We start from the raw sequence: 26,650 nt of genomic DNA on the forward strand, positions 1-26,650 counted from the left end.
GTAGCGCCAAAATAATTATAGAGAGATAGTAACATTCATAGTAAGGATGTTTAAAAATAGCACAATATGGGTATTTTCCTTTCAATGTATTTAAAGAGGTGAATAAATGAAAGGGAAATATTTTTCAAATACTGTGTTTACAGTATCAGCAGTATTTATTTTACTTTGTGTTGTTTTTGGCAGTATGGCACCAGATGCCTTCAGTAATGTTGCTACATATTTATTTGGTTTGACAACCGACTATTTTGGATGGTTTTACTTACTCTCTGTTTTTATCATTATTGTATTTCTTTTAGTGATGGCTATTTCCAAGTACGGAAAAATCCGTTTAGGCGGAAAAGATGCACGACCGGAATTTAAGTTCCATACTTGGATTGCGCTATTATTTGCGGCGGGTCTTGGAATTGGGTTGGTATTCTGGGGTGTTGCCGAGCCGATGAGTCATTACTTTAATACACCATTTAACGATGTCCAGGCACAAACGACGGATGCGGCCCGTCTGGCAATGGGCTATGCTTTTTTCCACTGGGGAATTAGCCAATGGTCAGTATTTGCGATAATTGGATTAGTTATGGCCTATATGCAGTTCAACAAAAAAAGGGATTTATTAATATCAACGGCGTTAGAGCCTGTCACAGGAACAAATCGCGGCGTTAAAAATACAGTTGATATTCTGGCGGTCATTGCTACTGTAATGGGTGTTGCCACATCAATCGGCTTAGGTGTTTTGCAAACGAACGGTGGCTTAAATGCCGTCTTTAACACACCGATTTCGATTTGGGTACAGTTAGCAATTATAGGTGTAGTTTTCATTGGATATATGGCATCTTCTATAAGCGGTCTACAAAAGGGGATTCGTATATTAAGTAATGTAAACATGTACTTGGCCTTGATTTTACTAGTATTTGTTTTTGTTACAGGCCCTACAGTCTTCATATTGGAAAGCTTCGTTTTAGCAATCAGTGATTATATTACGAATTTCGTACAGTACAGCTTACGTTTGCAGCCGTATGCAGGGGGGACATGGGTGAAGGATTGGACAATCTTCTACTGGGCGTGGGCGATTGCCTGGTCACCTTTTGTCGGGTCATTCGTAGCGCGCGTATCGAGAGGACGTACAATCCGTGAATTTATTGTCGGCGTTTTAATCATTCCGCCGGTTATTTCTTGTTTCTGGATTGCAGTATTTGGCGGTTCAGCACTTTACTTTGATTTGAACAAAGGCACAACAATTGCGGAAGCAGTTGATACCGATTTGACTGTCGCCCTATTCCTTATGCTGGAGCAGCTTCCGTTAACAACAATCGCCTCGATTTTAGGGATTGTTTTAATTATAATTTTCCTTATTACATCGGGAGATACAGCGACGTTTATTATGGCTAGTATGACTGATAAAGGAACAATGAACCCTCACAATCGATTAAAGGTCATCTGGGGTGTTTTAATCGCTGCGATTGCGAGTGTACTATTGTTTTCAGGCGGGCTTGAAGCACTGCAAACAGCTTCACTCATATCAGCCCTTCCATTTACAGTCGTCATGCTCTTACTCATCGTCTCCTTCTTCAAAATGATCCGACATGAAGTCATTCCAATTACGAAGCGGGATGTCCGTCGTCATAAACGGATTATGGAGCATATTGAAAAAACTGAAAATCAAACAAAAAAATAAATGGTACTAAGTAAAAACGGGCACTGCTCACTCACAGGTGAGGCGGTGTCCGTTTTTTAGCAAACATTGTTATAAAGGATATATAGATATTTATTTTTTTAAAAAAAGTTTAATAACAAAGGAGGCGGGTAATTGTTAGGGGAACACCAAAACACAATCTAGGAGGAATTACAAAATGAGTGAAATTAATAACATTAACAAGAAACTTGAAGAATTATCTCCTGAAAAAAAAGATCAGATTTTAGAAAGCTTTTCAACGTTCAAAAGCTATTTGAACGACCAGCTTGCTAAAGGTGAACGACTAGGTTTGAGTGATGACATGTTGGCAAAAGGCGCCAAGTTTGTAGCTGATCATTTAGCTAAAAACGAAGAACCTCGAAACAGTGAAGAGAAAGTGCTACAGGAATTATGGAAAGTAGCAGATGAAAGCGAAAAGAAAGCATTAGCTAGTGTGCTAGTGAAAATGGTACAAGCAGATTAATTCTGTGAAATAGAATGCCCCTCATCATGATGTAACCGTGATGAGGGGCATTTCTTATGGTGCAGATTTCTATTTTTCTAGTTTAGTTTAGCTCATTCTAAATTTTGCGGCTATGTTGGCGCAAGTATTTTTCTACATCATTATAGAGACCGCCATGGTTTGCATATTTGACATAGTTTTTGACTGTCCGAAGCCATTCCAATGTGGAGGGCTGGACATTTTCGAGTGTTTGGAGAAAATCTTGGGTCGTTAAAGGTCGTTCAATACCGGTTGTTAAAATGTCTTCAATTATAAATTCTGAAGCAAGCTCCACCACGTTTTCAATGTCAGCCCCAGAGAAAAATTCGGTTTTGGAAGCAAGGAGCTGGGTATCGATATCCTCTGCAAATCTTCCTTTAATTTTCAGCTTAAAGATTTCTTCTCTTGCTTTAAAATCTGGCGGGGCGACAAAAATTAATCGATCAAATCGACCGGGACGTTTTAAGGCATTGTCTACATCCCATGGTGTGTTCGTTGCCGCCATGACAAGTATTTCTTCTGTACTCGAGTCTATTCCTTCCATCTCTGTCAAGAAAGTATCGATAAGGCCGCGGGTGTTGGAAGAAGATTTAGATCGGCTAAATCCGATCGTATCAACCTCATCAAAAAATAGAATACTCGGTTTCTGAGAACGCGCCTTATCAAAAATATCCCTCAAATTACGTTCACTTATCCCGATATAGGGATCCAAAATATCGGTAATCCGCACTGGGTAAAAATGGGCGTTACATTCTCCCGCAGTTGCCCGTGCAATAAATGTTTTGCCACACCCTGGTGGTCCATAAAACAGAATGCCGCCACCGATCTTTTTTCGGAACTTACTAAATAAACCCTTGTTGAAAAAAGGACTAATAATGCGTAGGTGAATGGTCTTTTTTAAATCTTCCAGGCCTGCCACATCTTCAAATTTTACATCCTCATGTGCCTGCTTTACTTTAGGAGGTATGGCATTGCCATGAATTACTTTTAACTTTGGCTGAAATGGCTTTGTTTTGTTAAGAGAAGGTGAATGACGATCAGTTTCCGCATTCATTTGGCTATCAGACGATGGTTTGGAAGGTGCTGTAATTTCTTCTTGCTTCAGATTTGAACTTATTTTTATTAATTCATTGACCATTTCGGTTTTTTCTTTTTCGTCAGTACAATAAGAAATGGCCGTGGAAAGTGAAGAAATTGCTTCATGATACCGATCGTTCTCAGCAAGTTCTATTCCAAGCCAATAATGTGCCTGTGGATCAGTAGGTCTTTGCACTACCATTTGCTGTAGCCATTTTATTTTTTCCTTTTCCATTATGTCCACCTACTTTTTTTCTGGAGGAGTTTTACGAATGGCAGAGCCAACCAAGTATAAGCAACAAAAAATAAATAGCCTGCAATCCAAATTATACTTAAAAGATTCAATCCGCTAAATTGGAGAAGAAGAAAGATACCGATACCTAGTATCCAAATCACAAATGGACCTCCTATTCGATCCATTAAACGAAGAGGAGCCAAAAAGTGATGGTTTTGAATATCTGTTTCTTCCAATATAGTCAGTAATTGTGGATCATCTGGTTTTAATAGAAAGGCTTGGCGATAATATTCTCTCGCTTCTTTTTCCTTATTCTGAAGGGTCGCATGTAAACCAAGTTGAATCAGTTTAGATAACTCGCTATCTCCGGAATTCATATAACGTTCTAACGCCTGAATTTGCTGCTGTTTTTTTTCCGTTATTGCTTCTAGGCGGAAGTAATTGCGGAGGACATGGTCATTTTCAGGATCCAATGCTAATGCTATATGAATAAGCTGTTTTGACTTATTTCTATGACCGAGCTTTTTCATTAAATACGCATAGCTCGCATGAATTTCGGCGTTATTAGGATTTAAGCGAAGTGCCTCTAGAAACGCCTCCTCTGATTTTTGGAATTTTTCCGTTTCCATATATAAATGCCCCAAAATAGATAAAACATTTTCACGAGCATAGCCTAATCTCATCGCCTCAACTAGCTGTTCTTCAGCTTCTTCATAAAAATTTAATTGATAATTGCTAAAGCCTAACATATACCAAATTCGCGCATTTTCAAGATGCTCATCTAAAATATCCTCTATAAATTTGATAACTTGTTCATAGCGGTTGATTTCATAATAATGTTCAATCATTTCAATGGACAGAGGTTGTTGTTCATTCAATCTTCACACCTACAATCAATAAGTTAAATTAATTCAGAGAGCATAATTAGCATAGTCTCGATTAGGGCGGAAATTATAACCCACAGGATTCCTTTTTTATATAAAACTTCTGTACCTCCACCAACTGCAAGATGCTCCTTAAACGGTTTTTTCATTGCCAAATAATAGATTACGTAACATATCACCCCGAATAATTTGGCGATATTGTCCATATTGGACAGACTGATGGCAATCGTTTGTTGAGCTATCGCATAAATAATAGCCATTTTTACGATAAAGAGTATGGTACTGACTGCGATTAAACCCTGGATATATTTTTTGTCCAAGCGTAGCCACTTTGCATTTTGAATTCCTAATACGGTAATCCCGATAATACCGCCGAAAAATGCAACCAAAAAAAGACCACCGATATTATAACTTTTTGTTGAGCTTGCCTCGTTTTCCAATAAGCTGGCAGAATATAAATCTCCTTGCATATTACAGCCTCCATATATTTAATTTTGTGCAACGGTCTTCTATTTTCTTGTAAGTATAAAGTAAGATTTCTAGTATTTGTATATTTTAATCGCAAAATGAGTTGTTAGTTTTAGTGTTTTCATATAAGTTGGGAAATTGGTCGTATGTGAATTTATGGTGTGAAATCCGAATCAATAGGTGAATATTCGAAAGCGATAAAGCAAACAGCATTTTAGAATCCATAGCGGTAATGCATTCAATTGCCCCTCGGTAGTACTTGCTATATCTATTTTCATTGTGCTGAATGTTTATAGTTTAAATGGATATTGAATTGTTCCACAATACAAATGGTATTCGCTGATTTTAAGGAAAAGACCGTGCAATTTTATATACCATTAAAATGAAACTTCCAAACATTGTAAGTTAACTGCGGCTAAAGGGCTGAGGTAAAGTAAGGGAGCTGGCCGATTTGCGCTTAATTTACCGAAAAAACCGAAACCCCATAACGGGATTCCGGTTTATAAAAATATTTCTATTCAGTAATAACAGATCATGTCCTGAATTTCGCCACAATACCTTGCAGCTCTTCAGCAAGATGGGCAAGGGAACCTGCTGCGGTATTCACTTCGGACATCGAGGCAAGCTGCTCCTCTGAAGCGGAGGCAACCGACACAGCATTGTCTGCCGTAGTTTCGGAAACCGCTGCCATCTGAAGTGATTGCTCTGACACAGATTCCATTTTCGAATGAATACTGTCAGACACAGCTGTAATCTGGTTTACCTGCTCTTGTACTTGACCGATAATAGCCAGAATTTCGTCAAACGTTGCCTTCGTATCATGCGAAATTGTAATACCGGCATTGACGCGATCCTTCACCTGCTGGATTGAAGAAACGGTTGTCGTCGTATCGTTTTCAATCTCTACAGCAATTCGCGAAATGTCGGATACGGACTGTTTCGTCTGTTCGGACAATTTTTTCACTTCATCAGCGACAACGGCAAAGCCTTTACCAGCTTCACCAGCACGAGCTGCTTCGATTGCGGCATTCAGCGCAAGCAGGTTCGTCTGATCGGAAATATCCTGTACTAGCTTCAGAATATTGACGATTTCAGTTGTACGGCTCGCAAGAAGTGTTAAAGAATCTGCTGTTTCTTCTACTGTTGATTGAATGAGATTCATTTGAGATACAGTGTTTTCAACATACACCGAACCTTTTTCAATTTTTTCATTTGTTGAATTAGACAGTGCAGTTGCCTGATCTGCCTGATTTGCGATTTCTTCAGCTTCTTCCAATACTTTTTGCGCAAACGCGGCAGAGGAGCTCGACATTTCCTTTTGCTTTTCCGCTGCGTCCGATACATTCTGAATGGAAGTGGAAATCAGTTCTGTGCCAAGCATTGTTTCATCGGCACTGGCCATCAGCTCTTCGGCAGATGCTGCAACCTGATCTGAACTGTCCGATACATGCGTGATGATTTCCTTCAGATTGCCAGTCATCTGGCGGAATGAAGTCTGCAGTTCGCCAACTTCATCGTCAGCCTCCTGGTCTTCAAACTGCACATTTAGATTCCCTGCTGCAATTTCTTTTGCCCCTGCTGTTAATCGACCGATGCGGCCAACGATTCTGTTTGTGAAATACAGCGCCGACACGACACTTACGATAATAAGTGCGATCGCAGAAATAATGGAAATCCATGTAATCGCATTTATTTTATTGTCAAGCTCTTGCTGCATCGCTGTATAGTTTCCGCTCACATCGCGTTTCAGTTCGATTACATCATTGACGATTCCTCGTGTACGTTGGGATTGACGTTTAATTTCCGCAACATTTGTTTCCAGTAGGGAGGCGGCAGTCGCATCCGCAATTTTTGCGAACTTTTCTTCAAACTGTGCACTAATCTGACGTTGGCGTTCTGTTGAAAAACTGCCTTTTAGACTGTTATAAACTTCTTCAGTCCGTGCTAAATCCGTTTCAATATTATATTTGTTGTTTTCGGATACATTGATCGAATAGACGCTCAATGATTTTTGCAGGCTTTGAACCGAGCTGTTTAATTCTTCAACGGCAACTAAGGAATCCACGACTTCTTCCGTAGATGCGTTCAGGCTCATAAGCTGGCTAATATTGTAGCCGATAATACAGACAGCCAGTAGCAGCGGTAACAATGCCAACATTAATATTTTCTGTTTTAATTTCACTGTTGTACGATCCTTTCTTCTACTTAATCGTCACTTGACCATCCGCAAGCTCCTGCTGCAACTGTTCAATTTGCTTTTGTTCCTGTGAAGTTAAATTCACGACACGGATTGGTGCAAGACTCACACCATTTTCTTTAATGCCAAGCAATTTATCTTTTTCCGATAGTGTCCCTGTTTCCGCAATTTCTTTAATTGCCTGATAAACAGCAGTATCAACCTGTTTTAGCATCGAAGAAACAATCGTATCTTCAGCCAGGAAAAACTGATCGCTGTCCACACCGAAAGCATGTACACCTGCTTCCTGTGCAGCTAAAATAGAGCCGACCCCTGTAAAGCCGGCAGCGGGATAAATATAATCCGCACCTTGCTCAATCATTTCGCGTGCAATCGAAGCACCTAGCTGGTCATCCCCGAAATCACCCGCATAAACGGATAACACCTCTATGTCAGGATTTACTTTTTGGGCACCTGCTTTAAACCCGGTTTCAAAACGCTCGATTACTTCATTTTCAACACCACCGATAAATCCGATCGTATTGCTTTCTGTTTTCATGGCAGCGAGTGCACCGAGTAAATAGGAACCTTCATCTTCTTTGAAAGTAATATTATGGACATTCGGCAAGTCCGACACTGCGTCGATTAATATAAATTGCTCGTCCGGATAAGCAGCAGCCACTGCCTCCATATCCTCCTGGACAGTAAATCCGATTCCGATAATCAGATCCTGTCCTTCCGCAACGAGTTCTTCCAATCCTTGCTTATATGTACCGGTAAATTCAAGTTCACGGTAATCAAACGTTATATCTAGTTCATCGCGTGCTTTCTCAAGTCCTTCAAAAGCAATATCAGAAAACGACTGATCACCAAGTCCTGCATCCGACAGCATGACACCAATTTTCACCCGTTCCTTTGTCTCTTCCTCTGACTTCTGTGAGCAGGCAGAGAGCACGACTACAACGAGAAGACTCATTAAAAACAACCATCTTCTTTTCATTCCATCAGTCCTTTACATTAAATACATTATGTAGAAGTTCGACCTCCAACATTTTCAATTTTAACGTATTCATGCCATTTAATAAATGAAATAAAAAAATTTTGCAGAAAATTAACAATTTATGGGAAGTTCTGTAGGGAGAGGGATTTTATTAGAACATCTGAGAGATATTAGAAGGAGTGAAAGTGATATTAGAAAATCTAACGGTCATATTGGAGCAACACGCCATCTTATTAAAACATCTGTCGGATATATTAGAAGATCGTAATTTTATTAGAAGAAATAAAAAAATATTAGAACTTCTCAAATATATTAGAACTTCCACGAATTATAAAAAGAAAATTCTGAAGTTAAAGTTGACACATTATGGAAGCATCCAGTATAGTGTAGTAATTAAAAAGGGGGAGAACCTTATGAAAGGCATCATATATTCTCAGCAGTTTACACAGTTACATCTTCATACTAAGTAGTCTTGCTATCTTTATTAAATTTTTAATAATGAATAGGAAGACATTTTCGCATTGAATCGTATAATAAAGCCGTTTTGGAGCTTTATCATTATACGATTTTTTTATTTCTCAAAATTAGGAGGATTCGATTCGCATGAAAAAAATGGACTATCAAAACGTAAGAGGAACACAGGACTATTTGCCAAGTCAGGAAGTTATAAGACGCAACATACGGCGCACTTTAGAAGATACGTTTATATTGTATGGATGCAAGCCATTGGAGACACCGATATTAAACTATACAAAGTTGATGGCTTCCAAATATGCAGGTGGAGCGGAAATTTTAAAGGAAATGTACACATTAACAGATCGTGGGGAACGGGATTTAGCACTACGTTATGATTTAACGATACCTTTTGCGAAAGTAATTGCGATGAATCCACAATTATCAATGCCATTTAAGCGCTATGAAATCGGTAAAGTATTCCGGGATGGACCGATTAAAGCAGGCAGGTTTAGAGAGTTTACTCAATGCGATGTGGATGTTGTCGGCATAGAATCCCAGTCCGCAGAAGCTGAACTGATGATGATGACAATCGATGCTTTTAACAAGTTGAATATTGAAATCGTGATCCAATTCAACAACCGCAAGCTGTTGGCAGGGTTACTGCAATTTTTTGAAGTCCCTCACTCAAAAATAAATAGCGTCATTCTCATACTCGATAAGATGGAAAAAATCGATCAAATCACTTTACTGAAAGAACTGGAAGAACAGAACCTTTTACCTTCCACAATTGAATTGATCCAACAATTTTTGAACGCTAATCCGACACTCGCTTATTTTGAGAAGTACCGAAAGGAAAACGCATTAATTAAGCAAGGCTATGAAGAATTAGTCGAGCTTCTCGATTATTTACAAGTTTTAAATGACGGGGAAAGTTGTGTATTTAATCCGTTTTTAGCACGGGGTCTGGAAATTTATACGGGTACGATTTATGAGCTGTTTCTAAAAGACGGTGCAATTAAATCAAGTATTGGAGGCGGAGGTAGGTACGATAATGCAATTGGGGGATTGATCGGTTCAGAGGAAAAAATCTCAACTGTAGGGATCTCATATGGTTTGGATGTTATATATACAGCGATGGAGCAAAGGGAAAATAAGGCTAATCAAGCGTTGGTGGATGTTTTTATTATTCCATTAAATACGGAAAAGGAAGCTCTGCGTTTAGCATGGCAATTACGTCAGCAAGGAAATCGTGTAGAAGTAGAATTAAGTGGGAAGAAATTGCGAAAGGCAATGGAAAAAGCAAATCGTGAAAATATCCGGAAAGTAATTATTTTAGGAGAAGATGAAATTGAGAGCGGACGATATGAAATGAAAGATATGCAAACAGGTGGAGCTGAGCAATTTGAAATACTGTGATCAGGAAAGGAAGAGACGGGTTGATTATTCGTAAAGCAAATCTAAGTGATGCACCTGGGATTGCCAAAGTCCATGTTGATAGTTGGCGAAGTACATATAAAGGGATTATTCCCCAGAGCTTTCTGGACGGGCTAAGCTATGAGCAGCGCACAATACTTTGGAAAAACAATATTTCAGATAAAAATAATACGATCTATGTTGCTGAAAATGAGGGGGAAATTATTGGTTTTGTCACAGGGGGCACACGTAATACAAATAAGGAGGCAGGGGCAAGCGATTTAACGTCAATTTATTTACTTGAAGAATGGCAAGGTAAAACCATTGGGAAAAAACTATTGAATCAAATAATGATTGCCTTTTTAGAGCAGGGCTATCAAAAAATATATGTGGATGTATTAGCAGCTAATAAAACAAGACAGTTTTATCAATATTATGGAGCTGAGTATGTCAAAACAGTTCAATTAAATATAGCTGGTAAGACTCTATATGAAGAAATTTATGTATGGAACAATGTAGAAAAAGTAGCCCAACGGTCAAAATAAGGATTTTACATTTTTTGTCTAATTTCAAATAATATTATTGAATAATCGTAATATTATGTTATTATTTTACAGTACAGTGTAGCTAAAAACCTATTAATCCCCTAATTATTAGGATAATAGAAATGAAAAATTAGGAACTAAAACATGCTACATTCCTTAGTAGTCATGTTATACTAAATGTTGTCAGACATTTCAGTTAAAAGGAAGTGGGCCCGGGATGGAATTTAATCGAAGAACGAAACAAAATGTATTATTGCTTTGGTTAGCTACTGGGCTACCCCTCATGTACGGATTATATTTTCTGTTTCCAAGTCAGCCGATCGACTGGGAAATTTTCATATACTTGTCTATTTTCGCGCTCATCACAACAGCGATTCCATTCCAATTCGGGAATACAACGATTATTCTTTCACAATGGGTGACATTGGCAGCTTTTTTACTATACGGTGTCGGGGCAGAAATGCTGATCGTCCAGTTAAGTATTTTGCCGATTATTTACCAGATGAGAAATCATAAAGATGCCTTTTACCGCATTATTTTTACTTCATGGATGTTTGCCTATACATCCTTTTTCGCTGCCGGCATTGTGCATTTAGCAGGGTTTGAAGTAGGGAATTCGAATTTAACACATTTACTGCTATATGGAACAGTATTTGTCGTGTTGCACATGTTTATCAATCATACGATTTTGTATGTACGCGACCGTTTTACAGGTGAAGATGAAAAATTTTTCAGTGAGCATTTATTATGGGATTATGGCAGCGCGACCATAACGATCCCGTTTGCCGTAACATTAGTCATCCTGATTAATAGTATAGGGGCACCGGCGATTTTCCTGCTCGGCATTCCGTTTTTTGCGATAACGTTTATTGCAAAAATGTACAATATTTCGGAACGGGTCAACCATTCGCTCAGTAAAGCAAGCGAGTTTGGTCATGAGCTGGCAGATCGATTAAGCGCACAGCAAATTATTGAACTGTTTATGCACCGGGTAAGTCAGCTCTTTGCACATGATGCAATGTATCTTGTCGACCATATTCAGGGGAAATACGTTATTTTGCGTGCGAGAGTAGATGGAAAAGACATCGAAATTCAGGCTGATTCAGACTCAATTCGGGATTCCTTTATTCATATTTGCTTCCAGACAGAAGATAAAAAAGTATTTTCCAGTGCAAAAGAGTGGGAAAAAGATGCTCCGGATTTTCTTCCATACGATATGAACAGTGTCATGATTGTTCCAATACATCGTAACCAAAAAACGGAGGGAACGCTGATTTTAGCGGCACGTAAAAAGAACGCATTTGAAAAGTACCAGATGGATATCGTTCACTTACTGTCGACGTATTTTGCCGTGTCGCTGGAAAAAGCGAAATATTTCAGTGCAGCAGTTGAGAAAAGTGAGACATGTGCATTAACAGGTCTATATAATTATCATTTTTTAGATAAACAGCTCGTGATGGAACAGGAGCGGATTGAGGCGAATCCCCATCTGCAGTTTTCATTGTTAATGATGGATATCGATTATTTTAAACGGATTAATGATACGTATGGCCATCATGCGGGCAATATTATCCTTCAAAATTTTGCCAAACTACTAGAAAACTTTGTTCCGGAAGATGCGGTTTTGGCAAGGTATGGGGGAGAGGAATTTGTCATGCTTCTACCTCATATGACGAAGGAGGAAGCAGTCCAATTAGGTGAAGAAATTCGTCAATGTGTAGAAGTAACACCATTTTTAATTGAGTCTGATTTAGCTGAAGAGGGTCAAAAAGAGCTAGTATTTATAACAGTGAGCATCGGCGTCTCGAATGTACCGGATGATACGGATGAAACGAAAGGGCTTTTACGTAACGCTGACCGTGCCCTTTATATCGGAGCCAAACAGGCCGGACGCAATAAAGTTGCAGAGTATTCACGTTAAGAGAACTCCTTAGTTAACGCTAAGGAGTTCTTTTATTATTTTTCTAAGAAATTTTATTAATAACCGGGTAACAAATCATACTAATTTCATATGAATTAATGTATGATGGAGGTATAATCTTTAAAGTTGAAAAATTCTGTGTAAAAGCTTGCAAGAATATCGGAGGAATGACACATGGCAAAAATCTACGTAATCCATGAAAATGATGATTGGACGCGTCACTTAGTTAATCGTTTAGAAGAATTAAACTTACCATATGAAACTTGGCATTTAGATGAAGGAATTATCAACTTAACAGAAGCCCCACCGGAAGGCGTATTCTATAACCGAATGAGTGCCTCATCTCATACGCGTAATCACCGTTACGCACCTGAATTGACAGGAGCAGTACTGGACTGGCTTGAATTCCACGGAAGAAAAGTATTGAACGGAAGCAACGCACTACGCTTGGAGTTAAGTAAAGTAAAACAGTATACAGCACTGGAAAAGCACGGAATTAAAACACCGAAAACAGTCGCTGCTGTTGGAAAACGGCAAATTGTTGAAGCAGCAAAAGCACTGAATATCGTACCTTTTATTACGAAGCATAATCGTGCAGGAAAAGGATTAGGTGTTCAGCTGTTCTATTCAATCGCTGCATTGGAAGAACATTTAGCAAAAACGGACTACGAAGAGCCTGTTGATGGAATTGTACTGATCCAGGAATACATCGAATCACCTGGATCGTACATCACACGTGTTGAATTTATCGGAGGCGAGTACTTCTACTCAGTACAAGTCGATACATCGGAAGGATTTGAGCTTTGTCCAGCAGACGTATGCCAAATTGGCGATCTGTTCTGTCCTGTAGGGGAAGAGCCGAAAGAGCAGCGTGCAAAATTTGAAATCGTCGAAAACAACGAAACAAAGCTGCTTGAAAACTATGCGAATTTCCTGAAAGACAGCGGAATTGATGTAGCGGGTATTGAATTTATCCGCAATGCAAAAGGTGAAGTATTTACGTATGATGTCAACACAAATACGAACTACAACCCGGATGCAGAGGCAAAAGAAGAGAAGTATGCAATGTTGCAGCTTGCGACGTTTTTAGGGCAGGAACTGGAAAAAATAACAGCTCAAAAAGTGAAATAATATAAAAAGTCCAATGAAGGGGGGCGCAGTACTGCACTTTCTTCATTGGACTTTTTTATTTATGTTTCTTATGCTGCTTCATTCGTTTTACTAAGAAACCGCCTTTAAACGATTTCGGTTCATAGGAAATAATAAACGCTGATGGCTCATGATGCTGAACAAGCATAAATAATTCCTTTTCCCGATTCCGTTTCGTTAAAATTTCATATTTATAACGCTGGCTGTCACGGCCTTCACCAACGTATGTCGTTACCGCAAACCCTTCATTTCTCATGACTTGAATCAGCTCTTCATTACGGCTTTGCGTATTGATCGTTACATAAATATAGCCGATCGCAAGCTTTTGCTCGATGCGTGTCCCGATAATGATCCCTAGACCAAAACCGACCGCATAAACGACCATTGCAAGAAAACCTTGGTCGCCGCTGAAAACAAGAGACAGACCAAACACATAGATGAGCATTTCAACGATCCCGATCATTGAAGCGAGCGTAGTAATATTTTTAACTAAAAAAATTGTACGTAGTGTAAACAAAGGAACGTAAAGCAGTTGTAATAATAGAATAAGCAAAATTTCTTTCATCAAATCGAATCCTTTTCTTTAAATAATTATGCTCATCATAATATGTACACTCTTAGAAATGCAATTGATAAGATTATACACATTATCCAATATACTATTCAGCTAGACTGATGGCGTATTTACCATTAAAGAATAAGCTATGTAAAATTTCTCAAAAAAAACATAACTTATATGTTTACCCATCCTGCATTTGTGGGAAACATATATGAGGATATTCATAGTAAATTATCGGTTATTCCATATTGCTCCTTCACGCAGAAAATGCAGCGTAGGCGTATTCGGAACAAGTCCATCAATAAATTTTATTATACATAGTAAATAACTAATAAGACTAATAGACTGAAATTATGTCATGAAAGTCTCCTCATTTCATTTACCTGTTGTTTTCTGTATAATTGTGGGGAACGGGCAATGAATTATGCTTTATCTAAAACTATAGAGAGAAGTTGATGTAATGACCATACTTGTTGTAGACGATAACCAAGTTAACCTCTTTGTTATTGAAAAAATATTGAAAAGTGATGGTTATGAGAAGTTTGTTTCCGTACAATCTGCAAAAGAGATGTTTGACTACCTAGACCCATCCAATGCTCCTAAATGCTATGATGTGAATGTTATTTTATTGGATGTCATGATGCCGGAGATGGACGGAATTGAAGCTTGTCGTATTTTAAAGCAAAATCCTCAATGGAAAGATATCCAGGTGATATTCGTGACCGCACTTGAAGATAAGTCGAAGCTGTCGGAAGCTTTGGACGTTGGTGGTATTGATTACATAACGAAACCGATTGACCGAGTGGAACTATTAGCTCGTATACGTGTCGGGAAAAGATTGAAGTCCGAACTTGATTGGCATACTAATCAGGAAAAGAACATTCAACGAGAGCTTGATTTAGCTGCACGCGTCCAACAAAGTCTATTAAGTCCGCCTTTACATGAACCGAATATTTCGATTACCGCTTCTTATTTACCTTCATCGAATTTGGCTGGGGATTTATATTATTGGGAGAAGCTAGATGAAGACCGCTATGCTGTTATGTTATTGGATATGATGGGGCATGGAGTTTCCGCATCGCTTGTTTGTATGTATATTTCATCTGTTTTGCGTGAGGCGATTAAAAAGCTGACCGACCCCAAGCGTGTCATTGCAGAATTGAATCGTTATATGAATTTACTGCAAAATGAAAAAGAAAATATACTGTATTATTTCACCGGGGTTTATTTTATTATTAATACGAAACAAAAGACTGTGGAATACGTCAATGCAGGTCATCCAAAAGGCTATGCTTTTGTTGATGGCGAAAAAACTGTACCGATTACGCCGACAAGTTATGCAGTAGGATTTGTTGAAGATATCAAAATTGAAAAAGCAACTATTTCCTATGATTCGTCGATCCAAATTGTCCTCTTTACAGACGGAGTTTTGGAAGCAATGGGGCCATGTGAGCTGGAATCTGATAAAGAGTTATGCAAAATTGCGAGTTCCCACTGGTCGACGGAGATTTCACCGATCGACTATTTAGTAAAAGGCGAACAGCAGCATAATCAGCCGGATGATATGTGTGTTTTATTATTGAGTGCCAACAGTTAAAAAGTTGAATTTAAATATAAAAACTCAATTTTTCTCTCGCAGAAAAATTGAGTTTTTTGCTGTTCAATACAAAAGAAAAAATGGCACATCCATAATAGATGTACCATTTTACAAAACTTATATATTGAATAACCGAGAAAAAAGTTACTAAAATCTTTTTTGATAGATTCGCTCCGTAGCGTTAACGGTGCGGTATTTGGAAACAAGCGGAGTAAATTGCAATGTTTCTTTATCTCCTAAGCCAAGATACCCGTTTCTTGCTAAACTATCATAAAAGAGGTGATGCACTTCATGCTGCAAATCAGGTGTAAAATAAATGAGCACATTGCGGCAAATGATAATATCAAATTCCTGAAACGATTTATCCGTTGCCAGATTATGCTGGGCGAACATGATGTTTTCGCTTAAGTAAGGTTGAAACGTGGCGAAGCTGTCATCCGTTTTATAGTAATGGGAAAAGCTATCTGTTCCACCAGCTAGAATATAATTTTTCGTATAGGCTTGCATTTTATGAAGCGGGAAGGCACCCTGCTCTGCTTTTTTCAGCACATCTTCGTTCATATCTGTCGCATACATCATCGTACGATCCAGCAGACCTTCTTCCTGCAGCAGGATTGCCATGGAATAAACTTCTTCGCCTGTTGCGCAGCCTGCATGCCATATCCGTATTTTATCAAGCTGTTTCAACTGTGGAATGATCTCTTCGCGGAATGCCCTAAAGAATGAGGGGTCCCGGAACATTTCAGTCACATTAATCGAAAAATCGTTCAGCAACACTTTTAATACTTCTTTATCATATATAATCGCTTCTGTTAATTGAGATATTGACGAAAAATTATTGAGTCGCATGCGATGCTCGATGCGTCGCAATATAGATTGTTGATTGTACTTTCGGAAATCATATCCTGATAATGTGTAAACCGCTTCTAATAATAAGCGTACCTCTAACTTCTTTCTATACATTTCGCAAACTTTCCCCACTTGTGAGCCATACCGTTAGTACGGAGAATAGTTGTTCCAAGTTTAAAGGCTTACTAATATAATCGGAAGCCCCTGCTTCAAATGCACGATCTTGGTCTTGCTTCATCGCTTTTGCTGTTAATGCAATAATCGGCAGCTCATGTAATTGTAAATCTTTGCGGATACGCTCCATTGTTTCATATCCGTCCATTTCAGGCATCATAATATCCATCAGAACGGCATCCACACGTGTCGCCGTCTGTAAAATATTCAAGCATTCTACACCGTTGGTCGCTTCTATAATGTGAACACCTTTATGTTCCAATGCCTGACGAAGCGCATAAATATTACGGTAATCATCATCAACAATCAAAATATGCTTTTCATCAAATATCGATTTAGATACACCCATCGGAAGTGCTGGAGTGGTATCTGTATAAACTGCTTCCTGTTCAGCGATGTTCGATTGTACAGCATTTCCTTCAGGTAAGCTTGGCAAGTACACTGTAAACGTACTGCCTTGACCTTCAGTACTTGATAATGTAATCCAGCCACCAAGAAGTTTAGAAACTTCACGGCAAATGGATAAACCTAAGCCTGTTCCGCCATATTTACGTACAGTGGCGCCGTCCGCTTGCTGGAATGATTCAAATACAATGCTTTGTTTATTTTTCGGAATACCGATACCGGTATCTGTCACACTAACCGCGATCCATGTGTCGCTTAGCTGTCTCATGGCAGGTGTTATACGTGCTTTATCTACCTTCACTGTTACTGAACCCTCTTCAGTAAACTTCAATGCATTGGAAAGCAGGTTATTTAAAATTTGATGGAATCTTTTTACATCGGTATGGAATATTTCAGCAAGATTATTTGCAACCTCTACAGATAATTCCAGGCCTTTTTGATTCGCTATTGGTAAGAATAAATTTTGAATATGCTGTGGAATTTCATAAACATCCATTTCTCTGAACCATAAATCCATTTTTCCGGCCTCTACTTTCGATAAGTCCAGTATGTCATTGATCAGGTTCAGTAAATCTTCACCCGAATCATGGATAACTTTTGCATATTCAAGCTCGTCATCAGATAAATGTTGTTCATGGTTTTCCGCAAGCATTTCAGACAAGATTAAAATACTGTTAAGCGGTGTACGTAATTCATGAGACATATTTGCCAGGAACTCTGATTTGTAATTTGAACTCTGACGCAGCTGTTCTGCACTTTGTCTTAGCTCAACTTGCACTTTTTCCAGTTCGTGGGTTTTTTGTTCCGCATCACGTGTACGCTCTTCTAAACGTTCATTAATTGTTGTCAGTTCTTCTGTCTGCATTTTCAGTTCTTCAGATTGCGTTTGAAGCTCTTCTGACTGAACCTGCAATTCTTCTGTCATTGCCTGTGATTCGTTCAATAGACGAATGACTTCCATACGTCCAGTAATACTGTTGATTGTTACACCAAGATGGACAACAACTTCTTTAATAAGATCACGATGTTGTTGGCTATAAGGCTTGAGTGAAGCTAATTCAAATACAGCAATAACTTCCTTACCGAAAAATACAGGAACGATAATACCGTTTGAAATCGGAATATTCCCGAGAGATGTTTCTAAGTAGTGGTAGCTGTTATCTTTGTTGTCATAGCTCAACACACGTTTTTCTTTTACACTTTGACCGATGAAACCTTGCCCAACTTCAAAGCTGTCACGTCCGACATCATCGCCCGTTTCAGCAAAAGCAGCAATTTTATTATACTTGTTGCGGTTGCGTATATCCTGAATGTAAAATGCGCCATATACCGAATTTGTACGAGTCGTCAAAGAGTTCAGCAGTACTTCACCTAATTTATCAAGTGTGTCGACACCTTGGTATGCTGTTACAACCTCGGCCAAGTTCGTTTGGTACCATTGACGGTTTTCAAGTGTATTAAGAAGTGTATTCGTCGCCAATACAAGATCCTTCACTTCATCGTTCGTTTTGGCAATAATACGTTTTCGTACTTTACCGTCCGAAGCATTCATATCCTGAATTGCTTCAGTAACTTCATTGATGGACCCTGCGATATTGCGTGAAATAATGGTAAAAATGACAATTGTGACTGTCGCAATGAATGTTAAAATTGCAAAAAGACTGTAGGTCAACGCCGTATTTTGATCGTTAAGCTCCGAAACTTTTGCTTGAATTGCCTCTGTTTCAAAAGTGCGGAAAGCGGTGAATTTTTGCTGCAAGTCACTAATTGCCACACTACTTTCAACACCGTTGAACATCGAATTTATATCTTCGCTATTATTAGTAAGGATCGCGTCCTTCAAAGGTTGTCCAAAATTGTTAATCCAATCTTCAATACCGCTATGAACTAGTTCTAGCTGTTGCTGACCGCTTGAGAAGTCATTTACAATGCCGCTTAATTCATCATAGGAAGTTTGCCATGAAGCAAGTTCTTCATTATATTTATTTAAATGCGTTTCATCGTCCGTAATCAAGTAACGATGTAAGGAGGATTCCATATTAACAACTTTGCGTTCCAGATTATTTGACATCATACGCATTTGAGAATCATATTTAATGATGCTGTTACGTTCTGTTTGTAAACTTGTTATTTGATTATTTAAGACAAGCGCCGCAACGACTAAACATACTATGAGAATAATATATCCACTCGTAATTTTGAAGCCAATGCCCAATTTACGTTTTTTATTCATTATGTTCCTACCCTGCCTTTATATTAAATTACTATCATCTTAGTATACTATATCTTAGTGTAGTGTACGAATATGATGATTTAAAAAGTGGGAAAAATTACGATTTTTTATTCAGGAATGAACTAATTCGTATCTATTTTCCCGTAAATTCCGCCACCGCCTCCTGTTATGGCAATTTGTCCTTTTCTTGATAAGTCGATAAGGACGGCAAGTTTTTCGGGGATAACCTTTTTAAGTTCTTCCAATGAAGCTTCATGCAAAATATTCATCTCTGTTCCGAACGCATCCAGCATTTTTTCGATTGTTTTAGAACCAATTCCTGGAATGAAATCAAGCGGAACTTGATGAATGTATGGAGGTCTGCTGATTTCCAGTAGGGGGTTATCCGTTAATTCTACAATTCTTTTTGCTACGCCTTTGATCAGCTGCTCTTTTCCGCAATGAGGACAGCGGGTATGACCTTCTTCTATTAGTTGTTCGCCGCAGTTGGCACATACCGTTTCGTGATACTTGCCAAGAAGGGGATTAAGTCCATAATTGGCTATAATTTGTCTGCCTTCGATTTGATGGAGCGCTTTTCTCAGCTCTTCAAAATTAGCATCCTTTAGCCGGATTTTCTGATATTCACGGGCAAGCTTTCCTAATGAATGAGCATCCGAATTTGTAACAAAGCTATATGGGGCCAACTCACTGATCCCTTTAACCATCATTGTGTCCGAGCTTAAACCAAGTTCAATTCCATCTATGAGGTCTGGAGCGAAAACTTCCGTTAAGCTGCTTTTAACACCTTTTCCAAAAAGACTTTTAAATGGGGTAAATACATGTGCTGGAATAAACAGACCACCAAGTTCACGGACTTTTTCCTGCAGTGTTCGGCCATCACATCGTGTCCGCTGTGTACTTAAATGGATGTTCTTCTGATGAAGCTGCAGCCAGCTTGAAAACTGCTTCATCTTTGTAAGTGTTGGTATATAGCAAAGGACATGGATCGGTCCATGACAATTAGCATCGTAAATCTCGATTTCCGTTCCTAAAATGAGCGTCGTCTTTTTATAACGAATTCCGCCTTCCGCTAATTCTGTTGCTTTTTGCTCTTGAAGAAGCTGTTCTACTTCTTCGATTACTTCTGGTGAATGACAATCGATAATACCGATTAAATCCAATCCTTTTCTCGAAGTAGCGGTTTCCAAAATATTTGTCAGTGTTAAGTTTTTGCTCCCTGTTATTTTGACTGCCCGTCCTTTATAAGTACGTCCAATATGTATATGTAAATCCGCATAAATTTCCTTCCACATCGTACACACATCCTTAAAAAGTTGTTTAATAAATCATACCCGAAATTAGAAGATTATTTACAAGGTGGGGAAGTTTATTTACAAGACAATGTAAAGGAAATAAAAAAGTCATTTTCCTCATGGAGAAAAATGACTTTTTTATTAATCAACTGCTTCAGATAGTATCGCTTTGGTTGAGGCAACCTTCTCCGGAGACACGTTACCTTGCAGATTTACATACGAGCGTTTATCCGAAACGAATGTTAAAGCAATTGCCGCTATTAATCCAGGAATGGCGAATGCAATGAAGTTCATTTCAATCGGTAACGCAATCGATAATAAGAACCCGCCTAAAAGGGGACCCATCATACCACCCATACGTCCAATTCCGGATGCCATCCCTAATGCAGTGGAACGGATATTAGGCGGATAATACTGTGAAACGTAAGCTTGTACAATATTTTGAGCACCAATTGTTGCAGCACCTGCAACAGCAACTAACACGTAAATGTAAAATGTATTGCCGCCAAAGCCTAGAAGTGTTAGGGCGACTGCTCCTGAGGCATACATCGGAACGAGCATTTTCTTTGATCCGTATTTATCACATAAACGGGCTATAATAATTGTGCCGACCATTGCCCCCCCTTGAAGGGTAATAAGGAAGCCTAAGCTCGAATTTAACCCATAGCCTGCTTCAATCATTAATTTCGGCAACCATGTATTTAAACCGTAAACCATTAAAAGGCAAGAGAAAAACGCCGTCCAAAACATGACCGTACTTAAACCACGCTTATCCTTAAATAATCCGACAACCGGTACTTTAGAATTGTCCACCGGAATATGTTCCAACTCTTCCGTTCCATCATAATTTAAACTTGGGTTTACTTTTCGTAAATTTTTGAATAACTCTTCTTTTTGTCCTTTTCTAGCAAGATAAACGGCTGATTCCGGCAGCTTTTTATACATCAATGGTAAAAATACCAGTGGAATTCCGGCAACCCAGAAAATCGACTCCCAGCCTAAACTAGGCATAATCAAAATCCCTAGAATAGGGGCTATCATCCCACCGACAGAATAGCCGCATAATACGATGGAAACGGCCATACTGCGCATTTTTTTAGGTGAATAATCTGTCAATAACGCGATAACATTCGGCATAATTCCACCGAGGCCTAAACCAGCTATAAAGCGGAAAATTGAAAATAACAATACGTTTGTTGTAAAGCCACATAGCAATGTAAAAAGACTAAATAATACGATCGAAATCGCGGTAACTTTTTTCCGTCCGATACGGTCTGCTAAAATCCCTAAGATGATGGCACCGAACATCATGCCGAATAAACCATAACTGCCAATTGCACCGGCTTGAACTGTAGTTAATCCCCATTCCTCAATCAGTACAGGAACAACCGTACCATAGACGACTAAATCATACCCATCAAATAAAATAATGAGAAAACACCAAGCCAATAAGCTGAAATGAAAGCGGTTAAATTTACTGTCCGCAATGACCTGTGCTACGTTTACTTTTTTCATATGCGTTCCCCCTTAAGTCTCCCAATCCCCATTGAAACGACTTATATTATTAATATAGTGAACAAAGTTCATTAATATTTATAGATAATAGTATTCTGAATTAAGATAATTTTCAATGTTTTTTTATTAAAAAAGTTTATAAAAGTTAAAAAAACAGCAAATTATATAGTTCGTACAAATTTTCTGTTAAAAATGTGCAGGAGGGAAGGTGAAGGTTGTTAATTATTAAATTTCTTTTGGGAGATTATGTGTTTGTAAAAAAAGGGGGTTTTACCGGAAATTAAAATACCTGCTGACAGGGGGAAGGTTCAATCAGCAGGATATTCGCAGTAAATTTATTTGTAATTAAATTATGGATTTTATCGCATGCCATTTTTCCATTACGACTTCTTCCTCAAATGTACTAATGATTCGATAGTTTTCGTCGTCTAAAATGCGGTAATGCTTGCTTAATAGATTTTGCTGAAGGCGGTGTTTTTTGTATTCGTCGACATTTTTCCACCAAACATACCCGCCCATCGTTTTTTCACGCGGGGTAATGATGACATTATGCGCGGTAAGTTCAATGACTTCCATCGGATCGCCGCCAATACGGTTCTGCAATGTTTCGCTATGACGGAAAAGGGCGCAGATTGCAATCGTCGTTGTCCAGTTTGCATAAGTGCGCTCTTTCTCGATTTGTACAAGCGTCTTTTTCGAAATGCCCAAAATTTCGGCCATTTTATCTTGGGTATAATTATTTTCAGTGCGGATAAGTTTCAAACTTTCCGATGTTATTTGTATGATAAAATCTCGATCCATCGAATCACCTCGTGTAATAATACACTAAATATAACATAATACCATTTCTTTTTCGACGAATTGAAATAAAAAATAGCCTGAGCAAAGTCGCCCAGACTACTTTCGCCAAAAAACTATTATTCGTCTTTTCCTTTTCCGAGTAGCTTGTTTGAAATGACAAGTCCGATTGCACCGATAATAATGAATGAAATCGAACGAATAAGAATATCGAGCTCGGATAAATCAAAGAAAATCATCTTAATAATTCCGAAGAACAGTAAGCCAATACCGACCATTTTCAAATTAGAGTAGCTTCGTTTCGCTGCAAGGAACAGCGATATGCAAGCGAAGATGAAAATGAATACAGTATTTAGAATAACCGCTGAGCTCCAATTGATAAGATCATGGAAATTCATGAAATTCGTTATACTGAAAATCCATATAATCGATATAATCATACTGGCAATCGTCAGTTGCTCTATATATTTGCTGAAAAATGTTTTGTAGTTTTTATAAATCCATCCTTGTTCCCAAGCATCTGCAACAATTGCCCAAAGGATGGCAAAATATAAAATGCGAACTATAAGGGCGACAATAACTGCCCGGTCGTCAACCCATACAGTGGAAAGTAAAACAAGACCCGCACATCCGTAAACCGTGGTAGCAAGCCAAGGTAGAAATTGGCCGACGATTTCGCGTTTGACGACTAAAACCGCGGCAAAGGCAAACGCAATCACACTATATGCCAAAAACGTTGTATAATGCTGCGGCATATACGCCCAGTCCAGTTTCCAAACATAAAGCAAGGCAACTAAATATAATAGACACGGATAAATGTCTTCCAATTTGTAAAATCTCTTTTTCTCTTCAACCGGTGCAGCTTTATACTGAAGCAGCACTTTATAAAGAACGACAAGCATCGCAATAACAAGAACAATGTTCAAATGCTGCAACGAGAAGAATGGCTCCAATTCATAAAACATGAGAACGAAAAAGGCGAGTAAAGAAAACGTAATGCCCTTAACCCATTTCATGAATAAAATCGCATGCTTCACCGCCACAACCAGTCCGCCAAACGCCACGACAATCATCAGAAGCAGTGACATTTCACTTGAAATATTTAGCTGGGTAATAATATTCAGCAGCACAATAGCCGATAACGTCCCGAACATATCGATCAACAGTCGGTCCGCACGTTTGAATACAATATATAAAGCCCCAGCTAAAATCGCAAAGAACAAAATAAGAGCGATTAGTAACGGAGTCTCTTCACGAGAAAGAATTCCGTTTATTAGTGACAATAAGATGACAGTAAAGGTAAATAGTAAACTAGCATGCAATTTACTATTACTAGAATATAACCGTAAGAAACTTACGAGAAACAGACTGAAAACAGTAATGACCGCAAATGCAAAAAAGACGAGTCTTTCATCATGGAATATCGAAACAACCGCCAGTGCTAAAACTGAAAAGGCCGTCCCGATATAAAGTGCTCTACGCTGTGTATGCTTTAAAATAACGACTTGCACAACGGCAAACAGCAGCACGACGAAAATGCCGATAATAACTCCGCTAAACTGCATGTATTCCAGTAAATACGGCAGTAATAATGACGTAAAGACAACGAGTGCCGTCAATGCTTCATTTCCTTTAACATAGCTGATGAAAACTCCGTAAACAATGTAAATTAGTGCAAAAATCAGTGCTACATATAAACTGAGCACATCATATATAATGGCCCCCGCAGCAGTTGTTAAAATCCCGACAATGAAGGCACCACCGTAAAGCGATAACGCGACAACCCGCGACCCTTTTTCCTTTTTCTCCATATAATAGGCACATGCGCCAAGACCGATCGATACTACAAAGCCGGCAATAATTTTGACGCTATCTGATAAAAAGCCGTAATCACTAACGAGTTTCAACCCCCAAAGGACACCGAGCACTAAAATGACCGTAAAAATTCGCGGTAACGCCCGAGTAAACAAATCTTCCAGTGACCGCTTTTCCTTTTCGGGAATAGGGTCTTCTCTAGGAACAGCAACCGTATTCGGTACAGATATTTTTTCTCGTACAAAAGGTTTTACTTGTTCTCTTTTAACAGGTACAACATGCTCTATTTTCACATGCTGCTTTAAATGCTGTACTTCCGTTTTTAATGAGCGTACCTCCTGTTCCAAAGCAGCAATCCGTTCCAGCATTTCTGAATCTCTTTCCACACAATCACCTCTTTCAATAAAAGTAATGATGCTCTATTAGTGTAATTTTACACTTTTGTACTGTGGAAGTAAATCGTTTTCGGAAAATTCATTTACAGTAAAGCTAATCTATAAATAAAGGGTGAGGAAAATAGTACAAGGACTATTTATGAGAATGTCATGCATATTATTTATCATTTGAAACTATAATTAAGTAATATAGAAATAAGTAAAATTAGTAGGGGGTAATATGAGTAATTTAATTATTTTTTCAATCATTTTTCTAATCGTCCTAGTAATTTTTATAAAGCTGTTTCGTTCCTTTACCGCACAATTATATATTCGGAGCAGAATACGAAAAGGGATCAGGCAGAATTTCAAACAAATTAAGTTGGCAAAAGGCAATAAGCAACAGCTATTTGACGTATATAAAAGTGTTTATAATAACGCAACATCAAAACCAAATCGATTATTTGCCTCCAGAGACCGAGATAAATTTGAACTGAAAGCAAATACGGAATTAAATCGTATGACGAGAAATCCTTTCACAAAACTGTATGCAAGCGCATTAACCTATTCAAAAGGGTTATTTACATGTCTTTTTCTTCTTGCAACAATTCTTTCAGGAGGAATTTTGAAAGAGGAAGTAAAAGCCTCTTCATTGACATTACCGACAGTTGACCAAGACATTCAATTAAAACTGAATGTTAACTTGGAAGATAAAATCGATCAGATCATGACAACTTTTATGCAAGGCGAAAATAAACTGCAAAGCTTTAATTTTCAGGATTTGGCGAATAAGAAAGTTGTTCCGGTTTATGACGTAAAAGATTTACCGAAGGCAGTGACAAATGTGGAGCAGTTAGGCCAGGCAATCGCCCATCATATGTCTCAGTTTGAACATCAGTTTACGGTGTACTATGAAGGGGATGTGTCCGATTTTGAAACGACAATAGATGAAGTATTTGCATGGCTGGAAGTAAATGAACCGTATTTATGGGCTGTCATGGGCGAGTTTTCAACACGCGCCAAATACTATGGCAATAAAGTCGAATGGCATGCGACGGTAAATTATGATTTAACAGCAGAAGAAAATGCCATTGTGCTAGGGAAAATCGACCAAATTATAAGTACAATTCCGGAGAACGCAACGGAATCGGAGAAAGTGAAATTTGTGAATGATTATTTAGTCGTTCATACAGCGTACAATGTGGACAGTAAAGCGAATCCGCATACACCGTATTCTGTTTTAATGAATGGGGAAGGTGTCTGTGAAGGATATGCATTAGCCGCCTTATTAATGTTTGAAGCGCTCGGTATCGAAGCGAAATATGTTGTCGGTAATGCAGGAGGACCACATGCCTGGAATTTAGTAAAAGTAGATGGACAATGGTATCACCTCGATATTACATGGAATGACCCGGTTCCGGATCAGGGAGATCGAGTCCATTATCAATATTTCCTCATAAGTGATGAAAAACTTTCGAATGACCATGAATGGATTAAATCGGATTATCCAAAAACATCTGTAAATGATTACCTATAAAAATTAA

The 26,650-nt window shown here is 38.5% G+C and carries 20 protein-coding genes; 8 read left to right on the forward strand and 12 right to left on the reverse strand.

Going from position 1 to position 26,650, the window contains the following annotated elements:
* Positions 1-106: 106 nt before the first annotated feature.
* Together ABS917_RS13185 and ABS917_RS13190 are read left to right on the forward strand one after the other, a co-directional pair.
* On the forward strand, positions 107-1,669 hold the full coding sequence (locus ABS917_RS13185) for a BCCT family transporter (protein WP_350479412.1): 1,563 nt from the start codon (positions 107-109) through the stop codon (positions 1,667-1,669).
* A gap of 175 nt (positions 1,670-1,844) precedes the next feature.
* Positions 1,845-2,150 (forward strand): DUF3243 domain-containing protein, encoded by a 306-nt coding sequence (locus tag ABS917_RS13190; protein ID WP_350479413.1) that lies wholly within the window; start codon positions 1,845-1,847, stop codon positions 2,148-2,150.
* Between the two features lie 97 nt (positions 2,151-2,247).
* On the opposite strand, the gene ABS917_RS13195 is transcribed toward ABS917_RS13190, so the two are convergent.
* From ABS917_RS13195 to ABS917_RS13215, 5 genes are all read right to left on the reverse strand, one after another.
* Positions 2,248-3,480, reverse strand: a complete 1,233-nt coding sequence (locus ABS917_RS13195; RefSeq protein WP_350479414.1) for an AAA family ATPase — start codon at positions 3,478-3,480, stop codon at positions 2,248-2,250.
* Positions 3,480-4,358 carry a tetratricopeptide repeat protein gene (locus ABS917_RS13200; RefSeq protein ID WP_350479415.1) on the reverse strand — a complete coding sequence of 293 codons (879 nt, stop codon included), beginning with the start codon at positions 4,356-4,358 and terminating at the stop codon, positions 3,480-3,482. The genes ABS917_RS13195 and ABS917_RS13200 overlap by 1 nt, the downstream gene beginning before the upstream one ends.
* A 23-nt stretch (positions 4,359-4,381) precedes the next feature.
* Positions 4,382-4,834, reverse strand: a complete 453-nt coding sequence (locus ABS917_RS13205; protein ID WP_350479416.1) for a hypothetical protein — start codon at positions 4,832-4,834, stop codon at positions 4,382-4,384.
* A gap of 530 nt (positions 4,835-5,364) precedes the next feature.
* Positions 5,365-7,014 carry a methyl-accepting chemotaxis protein gene (locus ABS917_RS13210; protein WP_350479417.1) on the reverse strand — a complete coding sequence of 550 codons (1,650 nt, stop codon included), beginning with the start codon at positions 7,012-7,014 and terminating at the stop codon, positions 5,365-5,367.
* A gap of 19 nt (positions 7,015-7,033) precedes the next feature.
* Entirely contained in the window at positions 7,034-8,008 is a 975-nt protein-coding gene (locus ABS917_RS13215) for a BMP family lipoprotein (RefSeq protein WP_350479418.1), read from the reverse strand.
* Positions 8,009-8,611: 603 nt separating this feature from the next.
* Between ABS917_RS13215 and ABS917_RS13220 the strand changes: the two genes are divergently transcribed.
* The 4 genes from ABS917_RS13220 (at position 8,612) to ABS917_RS13235 (ending at position 13,474) form a co-directional block, all read left to right on the forward strand.
* Positions 8,612-9,880 carry a histidine--tRNA ligase gene (locus ABS917_RS13220; protein WP_350479419.1) on the forward strand — a complete coding sequence of 423 codons (1,269 nt, stop codon included), beginning with the start codon at positions 8,612-8,614 and terminating at the stop codon, positions 9,878-9,880.
* Positions 9,881-9,900: 20 nt separating this feature from the next.
* A complete protein-coding gene (locus ABS917_RS13225) occupies positions 9,901-10,422 on the forward strand; it encodes a GNAT family N-acetyltransferase (RefSeq protein WP_350479420.1) in 522 nt (173 codons plus the stop codon).
* Between the two features lie 217 nt (positions 10,423-10,639).
* On the forward strand, positions 10,640-12,343 hold the full coding sequence (locus ABS917_RS13230; protein WP_350479421.1) for a sensor domain-containing diguanylate cyclase: 1,704 nt from the start codon (positions 10,640-10,642) through the stop codon (positions 12,341-12,343).
* 174 nt (positions 12,344-12,517) lie between these two features.
* Positions 12,518-13,474: an ATP-grasp domain-containing protein gene (locus ABS917_RS13235; protein ID WP_350479422.1), complete on the forward strand. Its 957-nt coding sequence runs from the start codon at positions 12,518-12,520 to the stop codon at positions 13,472-13,474.
* Positions 13,475-13,529: 55 nt separating this feature from the next.
* On the opposite strand, the gene ABS917_RS13240 is transcribed toward ABS917_RS13235, so the two are convergent.
* Positions 13,530-14,057, reverse strand: a complete 528-nt coding sequence (locus tag ABS917_RS13240) for a DUF2179 domain-containing protein (RefSeq protein WP_350479423.1) — start codon at positions 14,055-14,057, stop codon at positions 13,530-13,532.
* A 454-nt stretch (positions 14,058-14,511) separates the two neighbouring features.
* On the opposite strand from ABS917_RS13240, the gene ABS917_RS13245 reads away from it, so the two are divergent.
* Positions 14,512-15,648, forward strand: a complete 1,137-nt coding sequence (locus ABS917_RS13245) for a SpoIIE family protein phosphatase (protein WP_350479424.1) — start codon at positions 14,512-14,514, stop codon at positions 15,646-15,648.
* 147 nt (positions 15,649-15,795) lie between these two features.
* Here ABS917_RS13245 and ABS917_RS13250 read toward each other — a convergent pair whose 3' ends face one another.
* The 6 genes from ABS917_RS13250 to ABS917_RS13275 all read right to left on the reverse strand — a co-directional run bounded on the left by ABS917_RS13250 (position 15,796) and on the right by ABS917_RS13275 (position 25,118).
* On the reverse strand, positions 15,796-16,611 hold the full coding sequence (locus ABS917_RS13250; RefSeq protein ID WP_350479425.1) for a CheR family methyltransferase: 816 nt from the start codon (positions 16,609-16,611) through the stop codon (positions 15,796-15,798).
* Complete coding sequence (locus ABS917_RS13255; RefSeq protein ID WP_350479426.1) at positions 16,604-19,309, reverse strand: ATP-binding protein; 2,706 nt, start codon at positions 19,307-19,309, stop codon at positions 16,604-16,606. Before ABS917_RS13255 ends, ABS917_RS13250 begins: the two co-directional genes overlap by 8 nt.
* A gap of 122 nt (positions 19,310-19,431) precedes the next feature.
* Positions 19,432-20,604: an endonuclease Q family protein gene (locus ABS917_RS13260; protein ID WP_350479427.1), complete on the reverse strand. Its 1,173-nt coding sequence runs from the start codon at positions 20,602-20,604 to the stop codon at positions 19,432-19,434.
* Between the two features lie 141 nt (positions 20,605-20,745).
* The gene (locus ABS917_RS13265; protein ID WP_350479428.1) at positions 20,746-22,119 is read right to left on the reverse strand and encodes an MFS transporter; all 1,374 of its coding nucleotides are present in this window, start codon (positions 22,117-22,119) and stop codon (positions 20,746-20,748) included.
* Positions 22,120-22,464: 345 nt separating this feature from the next.
* Complete coding sequence (locus ABS917_RS13270; RefSeq protein ID WP_350479429.1) at positions 22,465-22,920, reverse strand: helix-turn-helix transcriptional regulator; 456 nt, start codon at positions 22,918-22,920, stop codon at positions 22,465-22,467.
* Positions 22,921-23,036: 116 nt separating this feature from the next.
* Positions 23,037-25,118, reverse strand: coding sequence for a DUF2339 domain-containing protein (locus ABS917_RS13275; protein ID WP_350479430.1), 2,082 nt, complete (start codon positions 25,116-25,118; stop codon positions 23,037-23,039).
* 229 nt (positions 25,119-25,347) lie between these two features.
* Here ABS917_RS13275 and ABS917_RS13280 point away from each other — a divergent pair, with 229 nt between their 5' ends.
* Positions 25,348-26,643, forward strand: coding sequence for a transglutaminase domain-containing protein (locus tag ABS917_RS13280; RefSeq protein WP_350479431.1), 1,296 nt, complete (start codon positions 25,348-25,350; stop codon positions 26,641-26,643).
* Positions 26,644-26,650: the final 7 nt, after the last annotated feature.

The organism is Solibacillus sp. (assembly GCF_040273735.1).
Taxonomy (GTDB): Bacteria; Bacillota; Bacilli; order Bacillales_A; family Planococcaceae; genus Solibacillus.

Coding starts and splice junctions, on each gene's coding strand:
- ABS917_RS13240 (WP_350479423.1), bottom strand. CDS start 14,057: ATGAAAGAAATTTTGCTTATTCTATTATTACAACTGCTTTACGTTCCT.
- ABS917_RS13265 (WP_350479428.1), bottom strand. CDS start 22,119: ATGAAAAAAGTAAACGTAGCACAGGTCATTGCGGACAGTAAATTTAAC.
- ABS917_RS13220 (WP_350479419.1), top strand. CDS start 8,612: ATGAAAAAAATGGACTATCAAAACGTAAGAGGAACACAGGACTATTTG.
- ABS917_RS13230 (WP_350479421.1), top strand. CDS start 10,640: ATGGAATTTAATCGAAGAACGAAACAAAATGTATTATTGCTTTGGTTA.
- ABS917_RS13205 (WP_350479416.1), bottom strand. CDS start 4,834: ATGCAAGGAGATTTATATTCTGCCAGCTTATTGGAAAACGAGGCAAGC.
- ABS917_RS13260 (WP_350479427.1), bottom strand. CDS start 20,604: ATGTGGAAGGAAATTTATGCGGATTTACATATACATATTGGACGTACT.
- ABS917_RS13280 (WP_350479431.1), top strand. CDS start 25,348: ATGAGTAATTTAATTATTTTTTCAATCATTTTTCTAATCGTCCTAGTA.
- ABS917_RS13255 (WP_350479426.1), bottom strand. CDS start 19,309: ATGAATAAAAAACGTAAATTGGGCATTGGCTTCAAAATTACGAGTGGA.
- ABS917_RS13270 (WP_350479429.1), bottom strand. CDS start 22,920: ATGGATCGAGATTTTATCATACAAATAACATCGGAAAGTTTGAAACTT.
- ABS917_RS13190 (WP_350479413.1), top strand. CDS start 1,845: ATGAGTGAAATTAATAACATTAACAAGAAACTTGAAGAATTATCTCCT.
- ABS917_RS13195 (WP_350479414.1), bottom strand. CDS start 3,480: ATGGAAAAGGAAAAAATAAAATGGCTACAGCAAATGGTAGTGCAAAGA.
- ABS917_RS13215 (WP_350479418.1), bottom strand. CDS start 8,008: ATGAAAAGAAGATGGTTGTTTTTAATGAGTCTTCTCGTTGTAGTCGTG.
- ABS917_RS13250 (WP_350479425.1), bottom strand. CDS start 16,611: ATGTATAGAAAGAAGTTAGAGGTACGCTTATTATTAGAAGCGGTTTAC.
- ABS917_RS13235 (WP_350479422.1), top strand. CDS start 12,518: ATGGCAAAAATCTACGTAATCCATGAAAATGATGATTGGACGCGTCAC.
- ABS917_RS13185 (WP_350479412.1), top strand. CDS start 107: ATGAAAGGGAAATATTTTTCAAATACTGTGTTTACAGTATCAGCAGTA.
- ABS917_RS13245 (WP_350479424.1), top strand. CDS start 14,512: ATGACCATACTTGTTGTAGACGATAACCAAGTTAACCTCTTTGTTATT.